Genomic DNA, 17215 nt, shown 5'->3' on the forward strand with positions numbered 1-17215 from the left:
AAGAAAAACGCTATTCTGCATAACTTCCTATGCAAAATAGCGTTTTTTCAGATGATTAAAACAGGTTCCAGTTCCCTTTGGCTCTGGCATGCTGCTCAGCGAAGTGCAGCAGAATTCGTGTGAAGTAGACGAGTGCCAGGCTCCCTCCAATTAAGACGGCCAGAGATAGCCACCAGCTTTTGCCGATGTCGTCATATAAAGCCCCTCTTACCAGAACCAGACTATAAGTAACCGGGAATACTAACGATAGCCCTGTAGCCCAGGCAGGAAAGACCGCAGGAGGAATACGGACTCCGCCGAACAGCTCCATGGGTGCCTGAAAGATATAATACAGCAGACCGGAGTCGCGGGAGAACAGGGAAACCGCGCAGAGAGCTGCTCCCCAGATCACCGCCGCTACCATAATGAGCAGGAGAACCGGCAGTAAAGCCCTCCAATTAACAGCTGCTGCATCCACGACAAAGAAAAATGTCAGGCATGAGAATACTCCAAACATCCAGATCCCATGAAGCAATGAATAAAGTGAACGGCCGAGCAAAAACCCCATTTTGGAGGCGGGAGTCAGGAATACCATCTCAAGGGTACCGTCTTTACGCTCCAGCTCGAACAGCCAAGCGGCCTGAACTACTGTCCAGAACAGCTGGAATACCAGATAGCCGCTGAGGAGAAACAGCGGAATCTTGCCATCGGGTATAACCTTCGAGAGAACAGAGCCTTCCCCGCTCCGGTAAGGCAACATCATAAAGTATGAAGTGAGAAAGGCTAGGGCGGGCCACAACAACATGGAGAAGAATACCGTCCGGCCTTTTGTGCGGTTCTTGTGTTGTTTGATGACTTCCGCGTAGACAATCGATCCTAAGCCGCCGGGTTTCATGACGCCTTTCCTTCCGCAAGCAGGATAATCGCATCCTCAAGATTAGGTTTATCAAAGGCAAATCCGGTAATGGCAAGCTCATGTTTGGTTGTCCATGGGAGCATTTCTGTTATTAACTTGTCGGCGGAAGGTGTCTGGACGGAGATCCGGAACGAACCATCCTGGGCGAACTCTGTCTCCGTCAGAGGAATGGTACTGACGAGCTCTGCAGGATAAGAACCTGCGTTGAGATATTCCAACAGCAGAGGACGAAGCTGTTCATTCCATCCGGTCACATCAAGATGTGCAGTTTGCGAACCTGCCACTTGCCGGACGATATGTTCCGGTTTATCGCAGAGCAAGAGCTCCCCTTTGTTCAACACATATACCCGGTCACACAGCTCCTCAACCTCCTGAAGGTAATGGCTGGTCAGCAGAATGCCTTTGCCTTGTTCCTCAGCCAGCTTTCGAACGGTACCACGCAGCTGCCTGGCAATCGGTGCATCCAGTCCCAGCGTCGGCTCATCCAGAAATAAATAATGCGGATCATTAATCAGGCCGCGGGCAATTTGCAGTCGCTGCTTCATCCCTTTCGAATACTGCTCCACAGGCTGGTCCGCGGCCTCCGATAATCCAACCTCTTCAAGCAGCCGTGAGGACTCCTGTTCAAGACGGGCAGTGCTTAGACCGTAGAGTCTGCCGAAATACTGGAGATTCTCCCGACCCGTCAGCCTCCAGTACAGCATGCGTTCACCGCCGGCAATCATATTGACCTTCTGTTGAATGGCCTGCCGGTTGGTCGCCATCGACATACCATCCACCTCAATACTTCCGGAAGTAGGGTCGAGCAGGGTGGACAGCATGCGGATGGTTGTTGTTTTGCCTGCACCGTTCAGGCCCAGTAGGCCGACAATCTCACCAGGCGCAATGTTCATCGACAAGGCGTTGACGGCGGTTAAGCTCTTTTTTTCCGAACGGAGCCAGCCGGTTTTATGTTTGGATTCATAGATTTTGGTAACATCCTTCATTTCAATCATTCTGTTCACCCTTTCCTGGTTCTTAATACCGCTCAAAAAGTGTCCGCTCGACGCGCCGATTCGTCCAAAGTCCTACCGCAATATACAGGCTGCAGAGCAGCAGGACCGGAATTACCTCTCGAATTGAAATGCTGCTGCCGGTAAGCAGGGTGCCCCGGAGAAGCTGCAGTGCACGGGTTAAGGGGAATATCTCGGCAGCATCCTGCAGGAAGCCTGGGAGGTACTGCCTGGGGAATTGAAATCCGCAGAGCAGTGTCGTTACCGCGAACAGAGTATTTTGCACATAGTATGTATCCCGTGTATATAACATCACGCTCCCCATAACCAGAGCCATGGCAAAACAGGAGAGCAGATAGAGGAGGCTCCCAGCCAGAATCGGAAGCAGATGGGGAGAAGGCAGATGAAGTCCGGCAGCAATTCCGCACACCAGCACCACCAGAAGGATGAATCCGCTCCGGTAGAGCTGCTGGACGGCATTGCCGATAAAATACCCGCTTCTTCCGGAAGGGGAGAGCAGGAGCGCTTCAAGTGTCCCTTCACGCCATTCTGTGATCAGAGCCCGCGATACGTTCATCATCATACTCACGGAAAATACGTTCAGCATGCCTCCAATAATCGCGAACGTTAAATAATCATGACTGCCGGTGTAAGCTGCAAAACGGGAATCCAGCTCGCCCCGGATGAGGTACTCGTATGAAAAATAAGAGATGATAACCAGATAGACACCTTCGATGATATGACCCAGGGTAAAGCTCCAGGGAAAAGCTCTCAGGTTGGACCGCTGATTCCTGACCAGGGTCGCGATAGCGGTGCGCCACACATGCGCCAACTCCTTTTTGCGAAGGTAATTACGATTGCCTTAAGTTTCATAGATTCATTGCTCCAGGAACTGTCTTTGAATGACAATAAGTTGCTCCATAGCTTCCTTGTTGCCGGTATAAAAGAGATAATTACCTTTCCGCTCCGATTTCGTAAGCCCGGCCTCACTTAGCAGTTTCAACTGCTTCGAGACTGCGGCCTCAGAGATTCCCAGAAGCGGGGCAAGCTGTTTGGTGCAATGCGGGCCACTCCACAGCAGCTTTAATATCCGAAGGCGCGTATCATCTCCAAGAGCTTTGAACTGGCGAAGAAGATCAGCTGGAGGCCCTTCATGAACAGGCAATCCGGGAATGTCCACCGTGAGGGGTAAGCATACGAAATCATTACTCCCGCCAATAAGCAGATGCGGAAAAATAAACGTCGATGGAAGCACATATACATGCTGCAGCTGATCGTAGGGATAGTAATAGGTTATTGCTTTTTGTGCTGACAACGTTCCGTTCTCCGCAAATAGACGGGGATGCAGGGTGTTTAGCGCTTTCTCCGGATTGCGATAGGCAGTCTCCTGGAACTGCGCGGCGGCAGTATTTACCCACGGTTCAATGTAGTCCCATTCCTGGCGAAAAAAATCTCTTTCGTACGTCTCGAGAGAATCGACCAGCAATTTGCGCACTTCTTTCACGTGTTTCACCAGATACTGTCCGTTTTCATTACGCAGCTCTGCTTCTGAAGCGTTAGAAGTGCTGCGGTTCATCCAGAGCAGAATGGTGCTTAACGGTGTTTTGCCGTTCAACATCAGGTGAACAAGCTCCGCTTCCGGAAGACTCCTCAGCTCCTGAATTCCTTCCGCACATGACATAGATACGCCAGCATGTGCAGGGAGATCGGCAAGCCCAAGCCATTCATCTGTGAGCTGCGCCAGCGTTGAAAGGACTTCTTTTAGCGGTGTGGGCATTTTCTTATTTAGGTCCAGCGCCCACTGTAACCGTTTAGGGTGATGCTCAGGCTGATTCAAGACGTGCAAGCTGCACAGTAATTCGTGAAACGGACTAATAATTGCTTTGATTTTGCGATGTAATGTTGGTAATGAGCTCATTGAATTCCTTTCCGATTAACCATTTGGTTAATCAAAAACCACTTTCGCGAAAAGTGTTCATAATCATAATGCGGCTGGGTAATGTTGTCAATAGGTTTTGCCGGAGGGACGGGGCTGGTACGCGGAAACACTACTACTTGCAAAAGGTTCTCTATTAAACACCAAAGAAGCTGTCCCAGGCAGTTGTTACTGCTAAGGATCAGCTTCCTCTCGATCATACGCAATTGCTAGGTTCACCTGCAAGTTACTCTAAGGTTATGAGCGTTTATAGATCTCCCTCATCACATGCCGAAGCTCGGGGATGATGATCCGGTTCATGGCTAGTTTAACGGCACCAGTCGATCCGGGCATGGAAAATATGGCGGTACTGCCAATGGTACCGGCGATCGCCCGGCTCAGGATGGCAGCCGAACCAATATCCTCGGTGAAACTGAGGAACCGGAAAATCTCTCCAAAACCCGGTAGCGTTTTATCCAAAAGAGAAGCTACCGCCTCGTAGGTATTATCTCGGGGTGATATACCTGTACCACCGGTCAGGATAACCGCTTCAATCCCGGAGTGTACAGATTTTTTGTACACCAATTCGCGGATTTCTTCGTAATCATCTTTAATAATGGTACGACCAGTAACTTTGTATCCGGCTTCTTCAAGCAGGGCTTGGGCAAGGTCTCCGCTCTTATCCGTTTCAGGGGTCCGGGTGTCAGAGACAGTAATTATATAGCAGGACACCGAATCCGGCGCTTCCCGGCGATGTTCTTCAACCGATTTCATGTTGATCAGCTCCTTGGCAGAGGGATTATGTAAGTTTGTATTAGATGTTTATCTCATGATATGCGGTGTACCGAACAAAGACAAGTCCACACAGAGGGACAGGGTGATAAACGGCGAACCAAGGTTGCTAATGAAGGAGGGGTGTAGTACACTCGCTAGCATACACGATTTTTTTTCGGGAGAGATGGTTATGGAGCAAGCTGTACCTGTATATATATTGTCTGGATTTCTTGGTAGCGGTAAAACAACACTGCTGTACCGGCTGCTTGATTATTGGAAAAGCCAAAGGAAACGCCCAGCAATCATCATGAATGAGCTTGGCGAGGTGAATCTGGAGGGCCTGTTGGTGGAAGAAACCGTACCGATGGCTGAAATGCTGGGAGGCTGCATTTGCTGTTCCAGCCGCGGAGACCTCAGTACGGAGCTTGCAACACTAATCAAGAAGGAATCACCGGATGTGGTGATCATTGAAGCTACGGGAGCTGCGAACCCACTGGAAATCGTAGATGCTGTCACAGAAACCTCCTTGTACCTTAAAGTTGAGCTGAAAAGTCTGATTACCGTAGTGGATGCCGCACATTTACTGGAGCTTTACCGTTCCCAGCAAGGTGCAACTTATCGTCTGATGCAAGAACAGATCCGTTGTGCTTCGGTACTCGTTCTAAATAAGACGGACCGTGTATCCCCTGAAGAAGGGGAAGAGGTTCAGGCTGTTCTTCGTAAATGGAATCATTATGCAGCTATTATGCCGGCTGTTCGCTGCAATGTTGAACCCCAGGAGCTGATCGACCAGTCGGGGGGGATTCTCAATGCGGATGATGAGGAAACGGATTTCGAAGCCGATCCAATAGCACCTGCCAGATCAGTGGAGGGTGAAGAACCACACCGATACCATCATACGCATGATCATGTCATGGCTTACACTCATTACTTCAAGCGTCCTGTGGACAGCGTGGAATTCGAGAATTTCGTAAACGGGCTACCGAGGGATGTGTACCGGGCTAAGGGGATCGTTACGTTCAGTGATACATCGAGTCGTTATCTTTTTCAATTTGCTTATCGTGAATCTGATTTTATGAAAATAACACCTCAAGGCGATGTGCCGGATGTTGCGGTATTTATCGGCGAACATTTCTCATCGGGGGAGATTCGCAACCAGCTTCTCAAATTGGAAAAACGGCTATTGAGCAGACCGGGGAGCATTAAGAGAAGCTTGTAATCCCATAGAAGCCGGATGTTTTCAAAGGAAACACATTAACGGGGTAAAGTTTTCAAATGTAAGTGGTTAACTTGATTAACAAAGTTGGTTCGTTAGAAAGCCGTCAGGTTAATACAAAGACATACTGACAAATCAAGCAGGAGGTAAAGGGTATGACCCCAATCCAATATCAGGAATGCATTGAAGCTTGTATCAAATGTATGAATGCCTGTAATTACAGCTATGTCTCAAGCCTAAAGGAATATGATTTGGAATCGTTGCGTGACATTATTCGTATGGACCGGGAATGCGCAGATATCTGTGCCTTTGCCGTTCAGGCCATGACCCGTCAAAGCCCGTTTGTAGCAGAAATTTGCCGGTTATGTGCTGAAATCTGCGAACGCTGCGCAGAGGTATGCAGCCAGAATGTACTTACCCGCTGCAATGGTTGCATCGAAGCTTGTCTGAGCTGTGCTGAAGCTTGCCGTCAGATCAGTGAAGCCGTTGAAGTCTACGCGTAATGCCTGATTATATGTAAGCCATTCGCTTTGGATAACAGCCGGAACTTTGCAGGAGGTTGCGCTGCAAGGGGCTGGCTATTTTTATGGGATACGATTTAAAGAGTGGTAGTTAGAGGGAATAGCTCTTATTCCGGCGAATACATGCGGAGGGAGGGGAGCGCATGAAGGTTCTTGTGATCGGCGGAAGCCGGTTTGTGGGTAGACATATTGTCGAGAAGCTGATTGAAGCAGGTATCGAGGTAACGGTATTTAACCGGGGAGTAAGTCGCAGTGGTGTTTTTCCGGGTACAGAGACCATCATTGGTGACAGAAACAACGCTCATGACCTCCAGCAGCTCCAGGGAAGGACATGGGATGCCGTGGTGGATACTTGTGGATATTTCCCCCATTCGGTTGCACGCACTGCAGATCTTTTGAAAGGTCAGACCGAGCATTATTTGTTCATTTCGACTTGTTCAGTATATAAAGACTGGATTTATAAAGAGTACATAGATGAAACCTCTGAGCTTGTCGCCCTAAATCCAGAGGAGGCGAAGATATGGCTGGCCGGACAAGGGGAAGAGAGCAGGGGCCGCGAGCTGTATGGAGAGCTGAAAGTACTTTGTGAAGCAGAGATTGATAAAAGGTCTTTTCCGTTAGTCACTCATATTCGTCCATGTGTTATCGCGGGTCCATACGATCCGACAGATCGATTTACGTATTGGGTAGAGCGTATAGCAGAGGGTGGTACTATTCTGGCTCCCCTGCCTAAAGAAGGAAGGCTTCAGGTGATTGATGCCCGTGATTTGGCGGAATGGACGGTTCAGTTAATTACTAATAAAACGGCGGGAACCTTCAACGCCAGTGGACCCCAGTCTCCGTTTACGATGGAAGAGTTCCTTCAGGAGTGTGCCGATGCACTACATACATCACCAACATTCATCTGGAAAAATGAAGAGTTCCTGAGCAGCCATAATGTCAGCCCCTGGAGTGATATGCCTTTCTGGATCCCGGGAGCCAAAAGTGCAATTAGCAATGCCAAAGCAATGCAGAACGGGCTGGTTCTCCGCAATATTCGCGAGACCGTAAGAGATACCCATGTTTGGGCATCGGAAGAATGGAAGAAGCGTCCGCATGCCGCAGGACTGAGTCGGGAACGTGAAGAAGCGCTGATTTCAAAAGGTGAACAACATGACGAAATTTGAGGAAACCGTGTCTAGCCTAAACGGTAGATTAAAGGATACGTCTGGAAGACCCTTTGTTGTACTGGAGCATGCCGGCAAAATATACAACGGGGTTACGGTACTGGATGAGGTCTCAATGAGCATTTCAGAAGGTGAGGCCATGGCCGTAATCGGCCGAAATGGCTCTGGCAAAAGCACGCTTTTGTCCATTCTCGCCGGACTGATCAAGGTCTCCTCCGGACGGCTGCATTATCAAGGGAAGAACAGCAAGATCGGTTACGCACCTGAGGTATTTCCTGGACTGAAATTCACACCGGAAGAGTTCCTTCACAGTATAGGGAGACTACATGGGTTTAACTCCGGGGTCATACAGTCTCGGACCGCAGCACTGCTGGAACGATTTCATCTGGGGAGCTACCGTTCCCGTTCCATGTCAACCTACTCTAAGGGGATGCTGCAAAAGGTGAACCTGATGCAAAGCGTATTTGCGGAGCCTTCACTTCTGCTGCTTGATGAGCCGATGTCAGGCCTCGATGCTCCTGCACAGGATGCCCTCGTTCAGCTTATCAAGGAGCTAAAAGCCAAGGGGACAGCGGTTGTTTTCTCGGTGCATGAACCCCACTTTGTACAGTTGCTTGCTGATCGTGTGCATGTGCTGCACAACGGCCGGACGATACGCACGCTGGATAGGTCAGAGCTGATCGGTTCATCTTTGTCTTTTATCATTTATAAAGGTATTACGAAAGAAATAACCCCGAACTTATCACAAATGCCGGGGTTTATATCCCACTCCGCTGCGGATGAGTACGGGGAAACAGGTTGCTTGGCGTTATCCGTTGATTCATCTGTGAGCGACAGCTTCCTCCGGTGTATTCTGGAGGCGCAGGGTTCTATTATCTCTGTGGAGCAGCGTGGCGGTATGGCCGGCTTGGAGCTATGGATGTCCCCAAAACCCAAGCAGCAAGAGGTGGCTGAGGCATGATCTCATTAATGTCGTATTTATTGAAGAGTTATACCCGCTCCCAGCGGTATTTTGGTCCTCTGGCTGGTGTGGTTATTGCAGTTCTGGTACTCTATTCATACAAACCCAATCCGATCATGAACAGCTATTCTGCAACAGCCGTAATCCTGTTCATCTGCTGCGCGGCTATGGGCCTTAGCTTCCTGAACCATGAACAGCCTGTGCAGCGGCAGGTGGTTATCGTCCATCTGCGTAGTGCCAGAAAGCATAGTATCGGAGCCATTCTCAGTCTGTTGTTAGTGACATTGATTCTGGATATTCTGATTGTGATATATCCAATCGCTACTGAACAATTCCCCGGACCTGTAGGGGGGTATCGTCTCATGCTGGCCTTAGTCGGCCATGCTCTGCTGGGACTGCTGGGGATTGCTATCTCGCTATTTCTACAGTCATCGTGGGTATCCAAAGCCAGCTACGCTACTGGACTCATGCTGGCAGTGATTATCCTGTCTATTGGGGGCACTCAGATCAGCGATGTTCTGCATGGTCCACTGATTCCGCTCCGTTTTCTGTTACCACCGGTTGCTCCGCTGATGAACGCATTAATGGATGGAGATACTCGCCCGTTCTCGGCGATGCTGGCAACTTTTTTTCAGACAGGCTTGTACTCGGCAGTACTAATAACGGTATACTTATATAGAACTGGTAAGAAGGATCATACCAGGAGGTAAAAAACTTGTAACGGGAGGAAAGATGAAGGACACACAACTACCGGAGAGTGAGCATTCCAAAGAGTTATTCGCATATTTCGGCCTGGCTGTCTATTATGGTCAGGCGCTGGAGCAACAGCTTACCAATCTCCTGCTTCTGACTAAGCTATCACAAGGCAAGACGCCATCAGAAGCCGATTTGGCTGATCTGTACCAACGCAAACTCGGCAATTCACTCGGCCAGCTCATCAAAGAAATCCAGCATCATTTTCCATTCTCCCAGGAGGAAACCGCACAGCTTCAGGACGTATGGAAGCAGCGCAATCATATCGTGCATGATTATTTCAAAGAACGTATCCAGGATACTTTCACTCCCGCCGGGAGAGCACATATGATTCGCGAGCTCAAAAGATTCAAGAACAAAGCTGGCAGACTAGAGCTTAAATTACAGGGCTACTGCACAGAGATGTATACCAAGCTGGGGCTGGAACAGCAAGGGGAAGGCATTCAGGATCTGAGCGGAAAGAAACGGTTATTATCTTCAATGTCGCCTGAAGTGCTGAGACGTGACTCCACCCGCTGGAAGAAATAAATACATAAAGGAAGTGCTGATGTGATGGAGATTTTTAAACAAATACCTATGTACAGATTCCTGATGTATTGTAATGAAACGGAGATGGAACGTACCGTTCTGGATTGCGGAGCAGGTGGCGATACCCCGCCGTTAGCTATGTTTGCCGGAAATGGCTATATCACCCACGGAATCGATTGCGACCCTGAGCAGATCAGGATTGCCAATCAATATGGGATGGATCATCAATACTTCTTAAACGTACGCCAGGGGGACATGCGGAAGCTGGAGTTCGATAATGCATCCGTGGGGTTCGTCTATTCCTACAATTCCATCTTTCATATGAGAAAACAGGAAGTGAAGCAGTCTCTCGAGGAAATGAAGCGCGTATTGAAGCCAGGCGGTCTGCTGTTTGCCAACTTTCTTACCGTAAATGATTTCCGCTGCGGACAAGGTCCTTGCGTCGGAGATAATGAATATGAGCAGTTCGATGATGATCTTCCGGTAATTCATTCCTACTACAGGGCAGATGAACCGGATTCAATGTTCAGTGACATGGAGCTCCTATATAAGGAAGATCGTGTAGTCGAAAGAATATTTGATGGAGAATGGATCCGGCAGGGTTTTGTCGACTATATCGCTAGAAAAAAATAAGAAGACGGCTTCCACTTTAGGAAGCTGTCTTCTTTATTATAATGCTTCGGTTGCTGGACTAAATCGTTTGGACGGTTACTTATTTAGTAATTGATCATATGGGAGCTCTTCGTTCAGTGTACATGCTTGATGTTTTGTTATTTGCTTAATGCGTCCAAGCTGTCTGCTAACATATGCAGCTGGGATGCCGAGAGGATCTCCGGCCTAAATTGTACAGACTCGGCCTTTAGACAAGTAATCAGCGAAGAGATAGCCCCACGCAGAGCAGTGCTTAGCTCCGGTGTAAGGGACACACCCGCTTCCCACCACCAGTTCTGGATATGCAGGGTTCGCGATTTCTTATCGAAGATGGGTTCGAATCTTGCGACAAAGCGGTCCCCGACTAATAATGGTAGAATATAATACCCGTATTCCCGATCAATTACAGGTTTGTATACCTCCCATCGATATTGAAATCCGAACAGCTGCGATATTAATTCCCGCTCCCAGATCAGATTATCTAAAGGCGCGAGAGCTGCAGCATATTGAACTTCCACATAAATTTCATCGTCAGGGTAGTTGAGAATGATCTCTTCCAATACAGGTGCATCCGTTGTCCGGATGTATAAAGGCAGTTTAATATCCTCTACCCGAACTTCCCGGAGTTTGTCTTGCTCAAGCAGCCGCTGAATGGCACTTGTGCGTTCCTTGCTTTTAAATTCACTAATACCTAGCCAACCGTCGCCTGACCGGTTCCATAAAAGTCCGATACTGCCAATGCGCCGGAGTACATACCATTCCACAAATTGATCCTCGCCGGGATTTGGATCCCGCGCTTCCAGTAAAGTTTCGGGTAGAAGCTTCGCAGCAAAGTCATAGAACCTACGGGTGTGAACCCGGTGATGAATAACGGTTTCGCCCCAGAAATACATGCTCTCCATTGCCGCTCGCGAGACCCTTGCCGGTGCCCAGGCCCAGTTAACTTTGTCTTTCCCCTCCAGATCAATGGAAGAGAGGGGGCCGCGTGCTGCGAGCTCACTGCGGACCTTCTGTACCGTAGCCATAATCTCTGGATTTCCCTCGTATCGATGTAGAGCCTTGTTCCGACTTCGTGTGAAATTAGGCCAGTCCTCTGTACTATAAATGGACATGTTCTTATCCCAACCGTCGATCAGCAGCCGGTCCTTATATAACAGCTCCTGCACCAGTTCCGGTGTGAATCCCGGAATCCGGGCTTGCAGAACAAGCTCGTGATTATGTCCCGCAATGCTGAGTGGATCGTATTGTATGCAGCCTACCCGCCGGATATAGTCAACAATACTTTGTTTGCCGCCGTGAAGACGGGAGGCTCCAAGTCCCTGATGTTCCAGCAGGAATAGTCTTGCCTGACGTTTAGTAATCCGGTAGTTGATCAATTCGCCATCACTCCGCTCCATTATATTAGTTAATATTATACAGAACAAATGTTCCATTCACAAGGCAGAGAAAAAGCCCCTGCACCGGAATTTCGGTGCAGGGGCGAATGAGAATAGCTGTTAGGTAATAGCTGTTAGGTAAGCGGATCTGGAACAGGCTGGAATACTGGTGTAGTACCCGCTTTGGTTTCTCCCTCTAACTGGTTACTGGCAGAGTCTGAGCATCCCCAGTAACTGAGCCTCCGGCTGTCTTAGCTTCTGCAGCAGCACCTGCTCCAAGCTGAAGCTGGTACATGCGGAAGTATCTGCCGCCAAGTGCCATCAGCTCATCGTGGCTGCCGCGTTCCACAATTTCACCGTGATGCAGCACCAGAATTTGATCTGCGCTGCGGATCGTGGATAGCCGGTGGGCGATGATGAAAGTGGTGCGGCCTTTCTTGAGCACCTCGAGTGCTTCTTGAATAATACTCTCCGTCTCTGTATCGATATTGGAAGTGGCTTCATCCAGGATAAGAATGGCTGGATCAAAGGCCAGTGCACGGGCGAATGAGATTAACTGCCGCTGTCCGGCAGAGAGGGTGCTGCCTTTCTCGATGACCGGCTCGTCAAAACCTTGTGGAAGATGGGCCAGAAGTTTATCTGCTCCCACCTCACACAGGGCGCGTTCCACGCGTTCACGTGTAATCCGTTCATCCCCCAGGCTTACATTGGAAGCGATCGTACCTGTGAACAGATACGGATCCTGTAGCACGATGCCCATGTGGCTGCGCAGCCATTGCTTCGGCATATCCGTAACTTCCTGTCCGTCAATGGTGATCGAGCCTTGCTGCGGATCGTAGAAGCGGAACAGCAGGTTGATAATCGAGCTTTTGCCGGAGCCTGTATGGCCCACTAGCGCAACGGTCTGTCCTGATGGTGCATCGAAGGAAATGTCACGAAGGACGAAATCTTTTTTATAAGCAAAGGATACATCCTTAAAGACTACATTTCCTTTGTAACGCGGCATGGAGCCATCGGTTACGGGTTCACCAGGTTCATCCATTAGCGTAAATACACGTCCTGCAGATACCATGGAGCTATCGAGATTGGCCAGCTGATTTACCATCCCCGTAATCGGGTGGAACATTCTGCCCAGAACATCGACGAAGGCATAGAGCACACCCAGTGATACAAATGTGGAGCCGCCCAGGCTGCCGAAGCCGAAATACCACAGTACGCATACAAAGGATAAGCTGCGCAGTGAATTCACCAGATTGTGGGAGGTAAAAGCATTCAGATTGAGCATTTTGTTCTGGTATTTCAGATAATCATCGTTCAGACTTTCGAACTCGCTACTCCGTTGCTTCTGGCGGCGGAAGATACGGATGATCGACATACCTTGGATCGATTCATTAATGATGGCGTTGATCTCGCTCAGGCGTGAACGAATAATCGTATTGAATTTGGTGGCGATCTTGCGGTACAGAATGATCCATGCTACCAGAATCGGCACGATGAACAAACTGATCAGACCCAGCCGGATATCCAGCAGAAAGAGCGCGATATATACACCGATCAGATTGATAACTCCTGTGAAGAAGTTGGACAGCACCGCGATGAACAGATCCTTAACGGCTTCTGTATCATTGGTAACCCGGGATACGACTTTACCCGCAGGCAGGTTATCGAAAAAGTATACCGGGAGCCGCTGAATATGAGCATATACATCGGTGCGAAGCTTGCGGATAACCTGATTGGCAGAGGACTGCAGCCAGTAGGTTTTGCCGAATTCTGCGAAGATGGAGATGACGAGGAAGAGGCCGTATAAGCCTACCAGCTCATAAATCCCGGGAAGCTCAGGTTTGTAAAAAGCGAACAGCTCTGTCGCAGAGAGCCTGACTGCTGGGTAGACCGCCTCTTCCGTGCCGCGCACAATATGAAGTTCACCGTTCGTATAGATGCGCTCACCGTCAGGCTGCTCAACGGCTCCGTTGATCAGGTAGAAGCTTCGTCCAGCCTGTAAGAGGCGGATTTCCTGCCCTTTGGTTTCTCCAGCCTCAAAGCGGTCTGCCCGCTTAAATAACCTGTCTTTGTATTCCGCTGCTTCTTTCGATGTTGTAGTTTCGTAATATGGCTTCTCGATAGCCAGCATGTGGTTGTCAATCATGCTTTTGGCGATGAAAGGTCCGGCCAGCTCTGCCGCTACCCCAATAGATAACAGCAGAAGGGCTGCAATAAAGGTTTTCTTAGCAGTTAATGCGTATTGCAGCAGGCGTTTGCCTGTACTTTGTGTCACGGTGACACCTCCTTGAGAGTGATTGAAAGAGTTCATTAGGATAAGTTGTTTTCCACTTGCTGCCGGTCATATTGCTCACGGTACCAGCCGTTAAGATCCAGAAGTTCCTGATGAGTTCCCCGCTCAGTAACCTTGCCGTCTTCAAGCACAACAATTTGATCCGCATGCTCAATGGCTGAGAGACGGTGTGTGGCGATCAGGGTTGTTTTACCCTCGCGTTGTTGGCGGATATTCTCGATAATACGTGCTTCTGTCCGCGCGTCAACGGCTGAAAGGGCATCATCCAGAATCAGAATATCGGGATTGGCGATGAAAGCACGTGATAACGACACACGCTGCTTTTGTCCTCCGGAGAGGGATACCCCGCGCTCACCAACCAGAGTGTCCAGCCCTTCGGATAAAGTGCCCAGATCGTTCTGGAAAGCAGCGGCAGTGATGGCATCCATGATGACTTCATCACTTGCATTATCGAGACCAAACTGAATGTTCTGACGGACCGTTTTGGAGAAGAGAATCTGCTCCTGCGGAACATAACCCATCCAGCTGTGTAGCCGGTCGAGGGCGATGTGTCCGATAGGAACACCGGATATCCGGATTTCACCGGTACCCGTCGGATATTCATGAAGCAGTTGCTTTAGAAGTGTTGACTTCCCGCTGCCGGTCCTGCCTACAACACCCAGAGTTTCACCTTCTGATAGTGAGAGGCTGACTCCTGAAAGGTTGTCAATCGTCGAGGATGGATAGCGGAAGGTTACATCCTTCAGTTCAATGCGGGTTGGAGCTTCAACAGGGATCGGATGTGCAATGTCTTGAACATCTGGGACGGAATTCAGTGTCTCGTCGATCCGTTCGAGGGAGGCGCCGCCGCGTTGCATAATGTTGATTAGCTCGCCAATGGCGAACATCGGCCAGACAATCATCCCGAGATACATGTTAAAAGAGACGAGGTCTCCAAGAGTGATTTGATTGCGGAAGACAAGATAAATCCCATACGTAAGGCCAATGATATAGCTTAGTCCGACACAGAAGCGGATGGTAGGTTCGAAGAAGGCGTCGATCCAGGCTACGGCCATGTTTTTACGGTAGACGTCTTCGGTAATATCGGAGAAACGTTTCTCATCCAGCCGTTCCTGCACATAGGCCCGAATTACACGGATACCGGATATCGATTCCAGCACTTGGTCATTCATATCCCCGAATGCATCCTGAGCAAGACTGTAACGGTCATGAATGGCTTTGCCGTAAAAGACCATTGCGATGGCGATAAGCGGAAGCGGCAATACCGCAGCCAGGGTCAGCTTCCAGCTAACCAGAAAGCCCATCGCAAGCAGAACAACCGATAAGAAGATCGTGGAGTCCACTAGCGTGAGCATTCCGAAGCCTACAGTTACGGATACGGCGCGAATATCATTCGTAGCCCGTGCCATCAAGTCTCCGGTGCGGTTGCGCTCGAAGAAGGATGGGGTCATGGTCATTAACCGGTTCATGAACCGGGAACGAAGCAGACGCTCTACGAGATTGGAACCGCCAAACAGCTTGTGCATCCATATGTAAGTAATCCAATAGATGACCAGCAGCAGGGCGATGATCATGGCAATATATTGTGTGAGTGACGCAGCGGAAATCGAACCGCGGACAATTTCATCAATCGCATTGCCCAGCAGACGCGGAGGCAGAAGCTCCAGAACACCCGCGACAATCAGAAGCACCAGGCCGATGAAATAGCGTCTTTTTTCCCGGCGGAAGAACCATCCGAGATTGGTAAGAACTGAGAACAATTAAATCCCTTCCTTTCAGGTTGAAGTGGAGATGGTTAGAAGTCATGTGAAGTAGGGAGTGGGCGCTCCAAAGCATATAAAAAGGCATACCATCCGAAAACGGACGATATGCCTGTAGTTAGAGCTTATCATGCGCACGGTGCTGAGCAGCACCAGGCAAGGGAGACTTTCAACGGTTCGAAGGATATGGCACTAAGATCTGCCAGCGCTTCAGAAAAGTTTCACCACTCGGGCTGCTTCGGTATTTGGTTGTGTGAAATTAACGACAATGGGAAATGTAGGTACAAAATCTCGATTAAACACCGCGCTCACCCTTTCTTTGATTTGGTAATAACTTGAAGTGCTTCGTTATGTTCCGAGTTTATCACTGGTCCCGAGACGTTGTCAAATGGATTTTTGCAGTTATCGATTTGGAAAAATGGTTTTTATTGAGTATGATGGAGGGACAAAAAGGAGCTGAGAGACGTGAATATTAACGTAAGTACAGGCGCGGCAGCCTGGTTCAAGCGTGAGTTGGCACTGGAACAAGGAGACTATATCCGCTTATTTCCCCGCTACAGTTCAGGTGGTGGACTACATCCCGGGTTCTCTCTTGGCTTAGCCGTTGAAATGCCTGGACGCCCAGCGGTTAAGATTCTGCAGGATGGAATCACCTTCTACATGGAGGAGCAGGACCTGTGGTATATGGATGGGCATGATTTGTCAATTGTGTATTCTGAGACCGAAGATGATATTGAATACAGGTATGAAGCGTTGTCACTGCCCGGCAGCAAACTACAGTAAACTTAAAACCCCCGCCAAATCGGCAGGGGTTTCATTTCAATCCGGGAATTTAGGGCTCCCTAACGGGAATGTTCCTCTTCCATGGCATAATCAAAATCATCAATGTCATATACCTGGACGGGAACGCCGCCTTCAATGATCCGTTGGATAAGTTCGAACTGATCCGTAAGAACCGGCACCTTCTCGCGCTGAGAGGCGAGGAGCAGCTCTGTTTCAATCGGATCAAACGATTCGCCATATACGGCAGTATCCACGCCATTGATTACAACAATTTGCGCATGTCCTCCAAGTAGAATGGCGGAACTTTTTGCCCAGGGCATGGTTAGGCAACGGTTGATCTTCTTCTTGTTCAGCGGCTCTTCGAAGTAGTTGATAAGCTCGACGATCTTGGCTTTGACATGCTTGTCATCTTCCTGGTAATTCATCAGAGGCTCATCGCTGTCCCGAAGCTCATACAGCTCAAGGATCGAAGTATACGGTACAATATATTCCACCAGGCTTCCCGGTACAAGAAGCTGGCCGTAAATCGCCATCATGACGGCTTCCGTCACAAATTGTCTGGACATGATTATCCTCCTGAAGGTACGGTACTGCTAGATAAATCCATAGGACTTAAAATTATAAAAACACT

The 17215-nt window shown here is 49.2% G+C and carries 17 protein-coding genes; 8 read left to right on the forward strand and 9 right to left on the reverse strand.

What is annotated here, in order from left to right; genetic code table 11:
- Nucleotides 1-55 precede the first annotated feature (55 nt).
- From ACAN55_RS00670 to ACAN55_RS00690, 5 genes are all read right to left on the reverse strand, one after another.
- Nucleotides 56-874, reverse strand: coding sequence for an ABC transporter permease (locus tag ACAN55_RS00670; RefSeq protein ID WP_379126741.1), 819 nt, complete (start codon nucleotides 872-874; stop codon nucleotides 56-58).
- Nucleotides 871-1890 (reverse strand): ABC transporter ATP-binding protein, encoded by a 1020-nt coding sequence (locus ACAN55_RS00675; RefSeq protein ID WP_379126743.1) that lies wholly within the window; start codon nucleotides 1888-1890, stop codon nucleotides 871-873. The genes ACAN55_RS00670 and ACAN55_RS00675 overlap by 4 nt, the downstream gene beginning before the upstream one ends.
- Before the next feature lie 22 nt (nucleotides 1891-1912).
- Nucleotides 1913-2710, reverse strand: coding sequence for an ABC transporter permease (locus tag ACAN55_RS00680; RefSeq protein WP_379126745.1), 798 nt, complete (start codon nucleotides 2708-2710; stop codon nucleotides 1913-1915).
- Between the two features lie 54 nt (nucleotides 2711-2764).
- Nucleotides 2765-3805 (reverse strand): ArsR/SmtB family transcription factor, encoded by a 1041-nt coding sequence (locus tag ACAN55_RS00685; RefSeq protein ID WP_379126747.1) that lies wholly within the window; start codon nucleotides 3803-3805, stop codon nucleotides 2765-2767.
- 255 nt (nucleotides 3806-4060) lie between these two features.
- Nucleotides 4061-4576 (reverse strand): MogA/MoaB family molybdenum cofactor biosynthesis protein, encoded by a 516-nt coding sequence (locus ACAN55_RS00690; protein WP_379126749.1) that lies wholly within the window; start codon nucleotides 4574-4576, stop codon nucleotides 4061-4063.
- Nucleotides 4577-4766: 190 nt separating this feature from the next.
- On the opposite strand from ACAN55_RS00690, the gene ACAN55_RS00695 reads away from it, so the two are divergent.
- The 7 genes from ACAN55_RS00695 (at nucleotide 4767) to ACAN55_RS00725 (ending at nucleotide 10354) form a co-directional block, all read left to right on the forward strand.
- Complete coding sequence (locus tag ACAN55_RS00695) at nucleotides 4767-5795, forward strand: CobW family GTP-binding protein (protein WP_379126751.1); 1029 nt, start codon at nucleotides 4767-4769, stop codon at nucleotides 5793-5795.
- Between the two features lie 152 nt (nucleotides 5796-5947).
- On the forward strand, nucleotides 5948-6295 hold the full coding sequence (locus ACAN55_RS00700; RefSeq protein WP_379126753.1) for a four-helix bundle copper-binding protein: 348 nt from the start codon (nucleotides 5948-5950) through the stop codon (nucleotides 6293-6295).
- A 161-nt stretch (nucleotides 6296-6456) separates the two neighbouring features.
- Nucleotides 6457-7479 carry an SDR family oxidoreductase gene (locus ACAN55_RS00705; RefSeq protein WP_379126755.1) on the forward strand — a complete coding sequence of 341 codons (1023 nt, stop codon included), beginning with the start codon at nucleotides 6457-6459 and terminating at the stop codon, nucleotides 7477-7479.
- The gene (locus tag ACAN55_RS00710) at nucleotides 7466-8440 is read left to right on the forward strand and encodes an ABC transporter ATP-binding protein (RefSeq protein WP_379126757.1); all 975 of its coding nucleotides are present in this window, start codon (nucleotides 7466-7468) and stop codon (nucleotides 8438-8440) included. Before ACAN55_RS00705 ends, ACAN55_RS00710 begins: the two co-directional genes overlap by 14 nt.
- Nucleotides 8437-9150 carry a hypothetical protein gene (locus ACAN55_RS00715; protein ID WP_379126759.1) on the forward strand — a complete coding sequence of 238 codons (714 nt, stop codon included), beginning with the start codon at nucleotides 8437-8439 and terminating at the stop codon, nucleotides 9148-9150. Before ACAN55_RS00710 ends, ACAN55_RS00715 begins: the two co-directional genes overlap by 4 nt.
- 22 nt (nucleotides 9151-9172) lie before the next feature.
- Complete coding sequence (locus ACAN55_RS00720) at nucleotides 9173-9721, forward strand: hypothetical protein (RefSeq protein ID WP_379126761.1); 549 nt, start codon at nucleotides 9173-9175, stop codon at nucleotides 9719-9721.
- A 24-nt stretch (nucleotides 9722-9745) separates the two neighbouring features.
- A complete protein-coding gene (locus tag ACAN55_RS00725; RefSeq protein ID WP_379126763.1) occupies nucleotides 9746-10354 on the forward strand; it encodes a class I SAM-dependent methyltransferase in 609 nt (202 codons plus the stop codon).
- A 137-nt stretch (nucleotides 10355-10491) separates the two neighbouring features.
- Here the strand turns inward: ACAN55_RS00725 and ACAN55_RS00730 are convergent, their stop codons facing one another.
- The 3 genes from ACAN55_RS00730 to ACAN55_RS00740 form a co-directional block, all read right to left on the reverse strand.
- Nucleotides 10492-11769, reverse strand: a complete 1278-nt coding sequence (locus ACAN55_RS00730) for a DNA glycosylase AlkZ-like family protein (RefSeq protein WP_379126766.1) — start codon at nucleotides 11767-11769, stop codon at nucleotides 10492-10494.
- Nucleotides 11770-11944: 175 nt separating this feature from the next.
- Nucleotides 11945-14023, reverse strand: a complete 2079-nt coding sequence (locus ACAN55_RS00735; protein WP_379126768.1) for an ABC transporter ATP-binding protein — start codon at nucleotides 14021-14023, stop codon at nucleotides 11945-11947.
- Between the two features lie 35 nt (nucleotides 14024-14058).
- A complete protein-coding gene (locus ACAN55_RS00740; protein WP_379126771.1) occupies nucleotides 14059-15801 on the reverse strand; it encodes an ABC transporter ATP-binding protein in 1743 nt (580 codons plus the stop codon).
- A 465-nt stretch (nucleotides 15802-16266) separates the two neighbouring features.
- On the opposite strand from ACAN55_RS00740, the gene ACAN55_RS00745 reads away from it, so the two are divergent.
- Nucleotides 16267-16584 (forward strand): HesB/YadR/YfhF family protein, encoded by a 318-nt coding sequence (locus ACAN55_RS00745; protein ID WP_379126773.1) that lies wholly within the window; start codon nucleotides 16267-16269, stop codon nucleotides 16582-16584.
- 59 nt (nucleotides 16585-16643) lie between these two features.
- Here the strand turns inward: ACAN55_RS00745 and ACAN55_RS00750 are convergent, their stop codons facing one another.
- Nucleotides 16644-17150: an ADP-heptose synthase gene (locus tag ACAN55_RS00750; protein WP_379126775.1), complete on the reverse strand. Its 507-nt coding sequence runs from the start codon at nucleotides 17148-17150 to the stop codon at nucleotides 16644-16646.
- Nucleotides 17151-17215 lie beyond the last annotated feature (65 nt).

Origin of the sequence: Paenibacillus oryziterrae (assembly GCF_042610485.1) — a bacterium.
In the GTDB taxonomy this organism is placed as follows: Bacteria; Bacillota; Bacilli; order Paenibacillales; family Paenibacillaceae; genus Paenibacillus_AQ.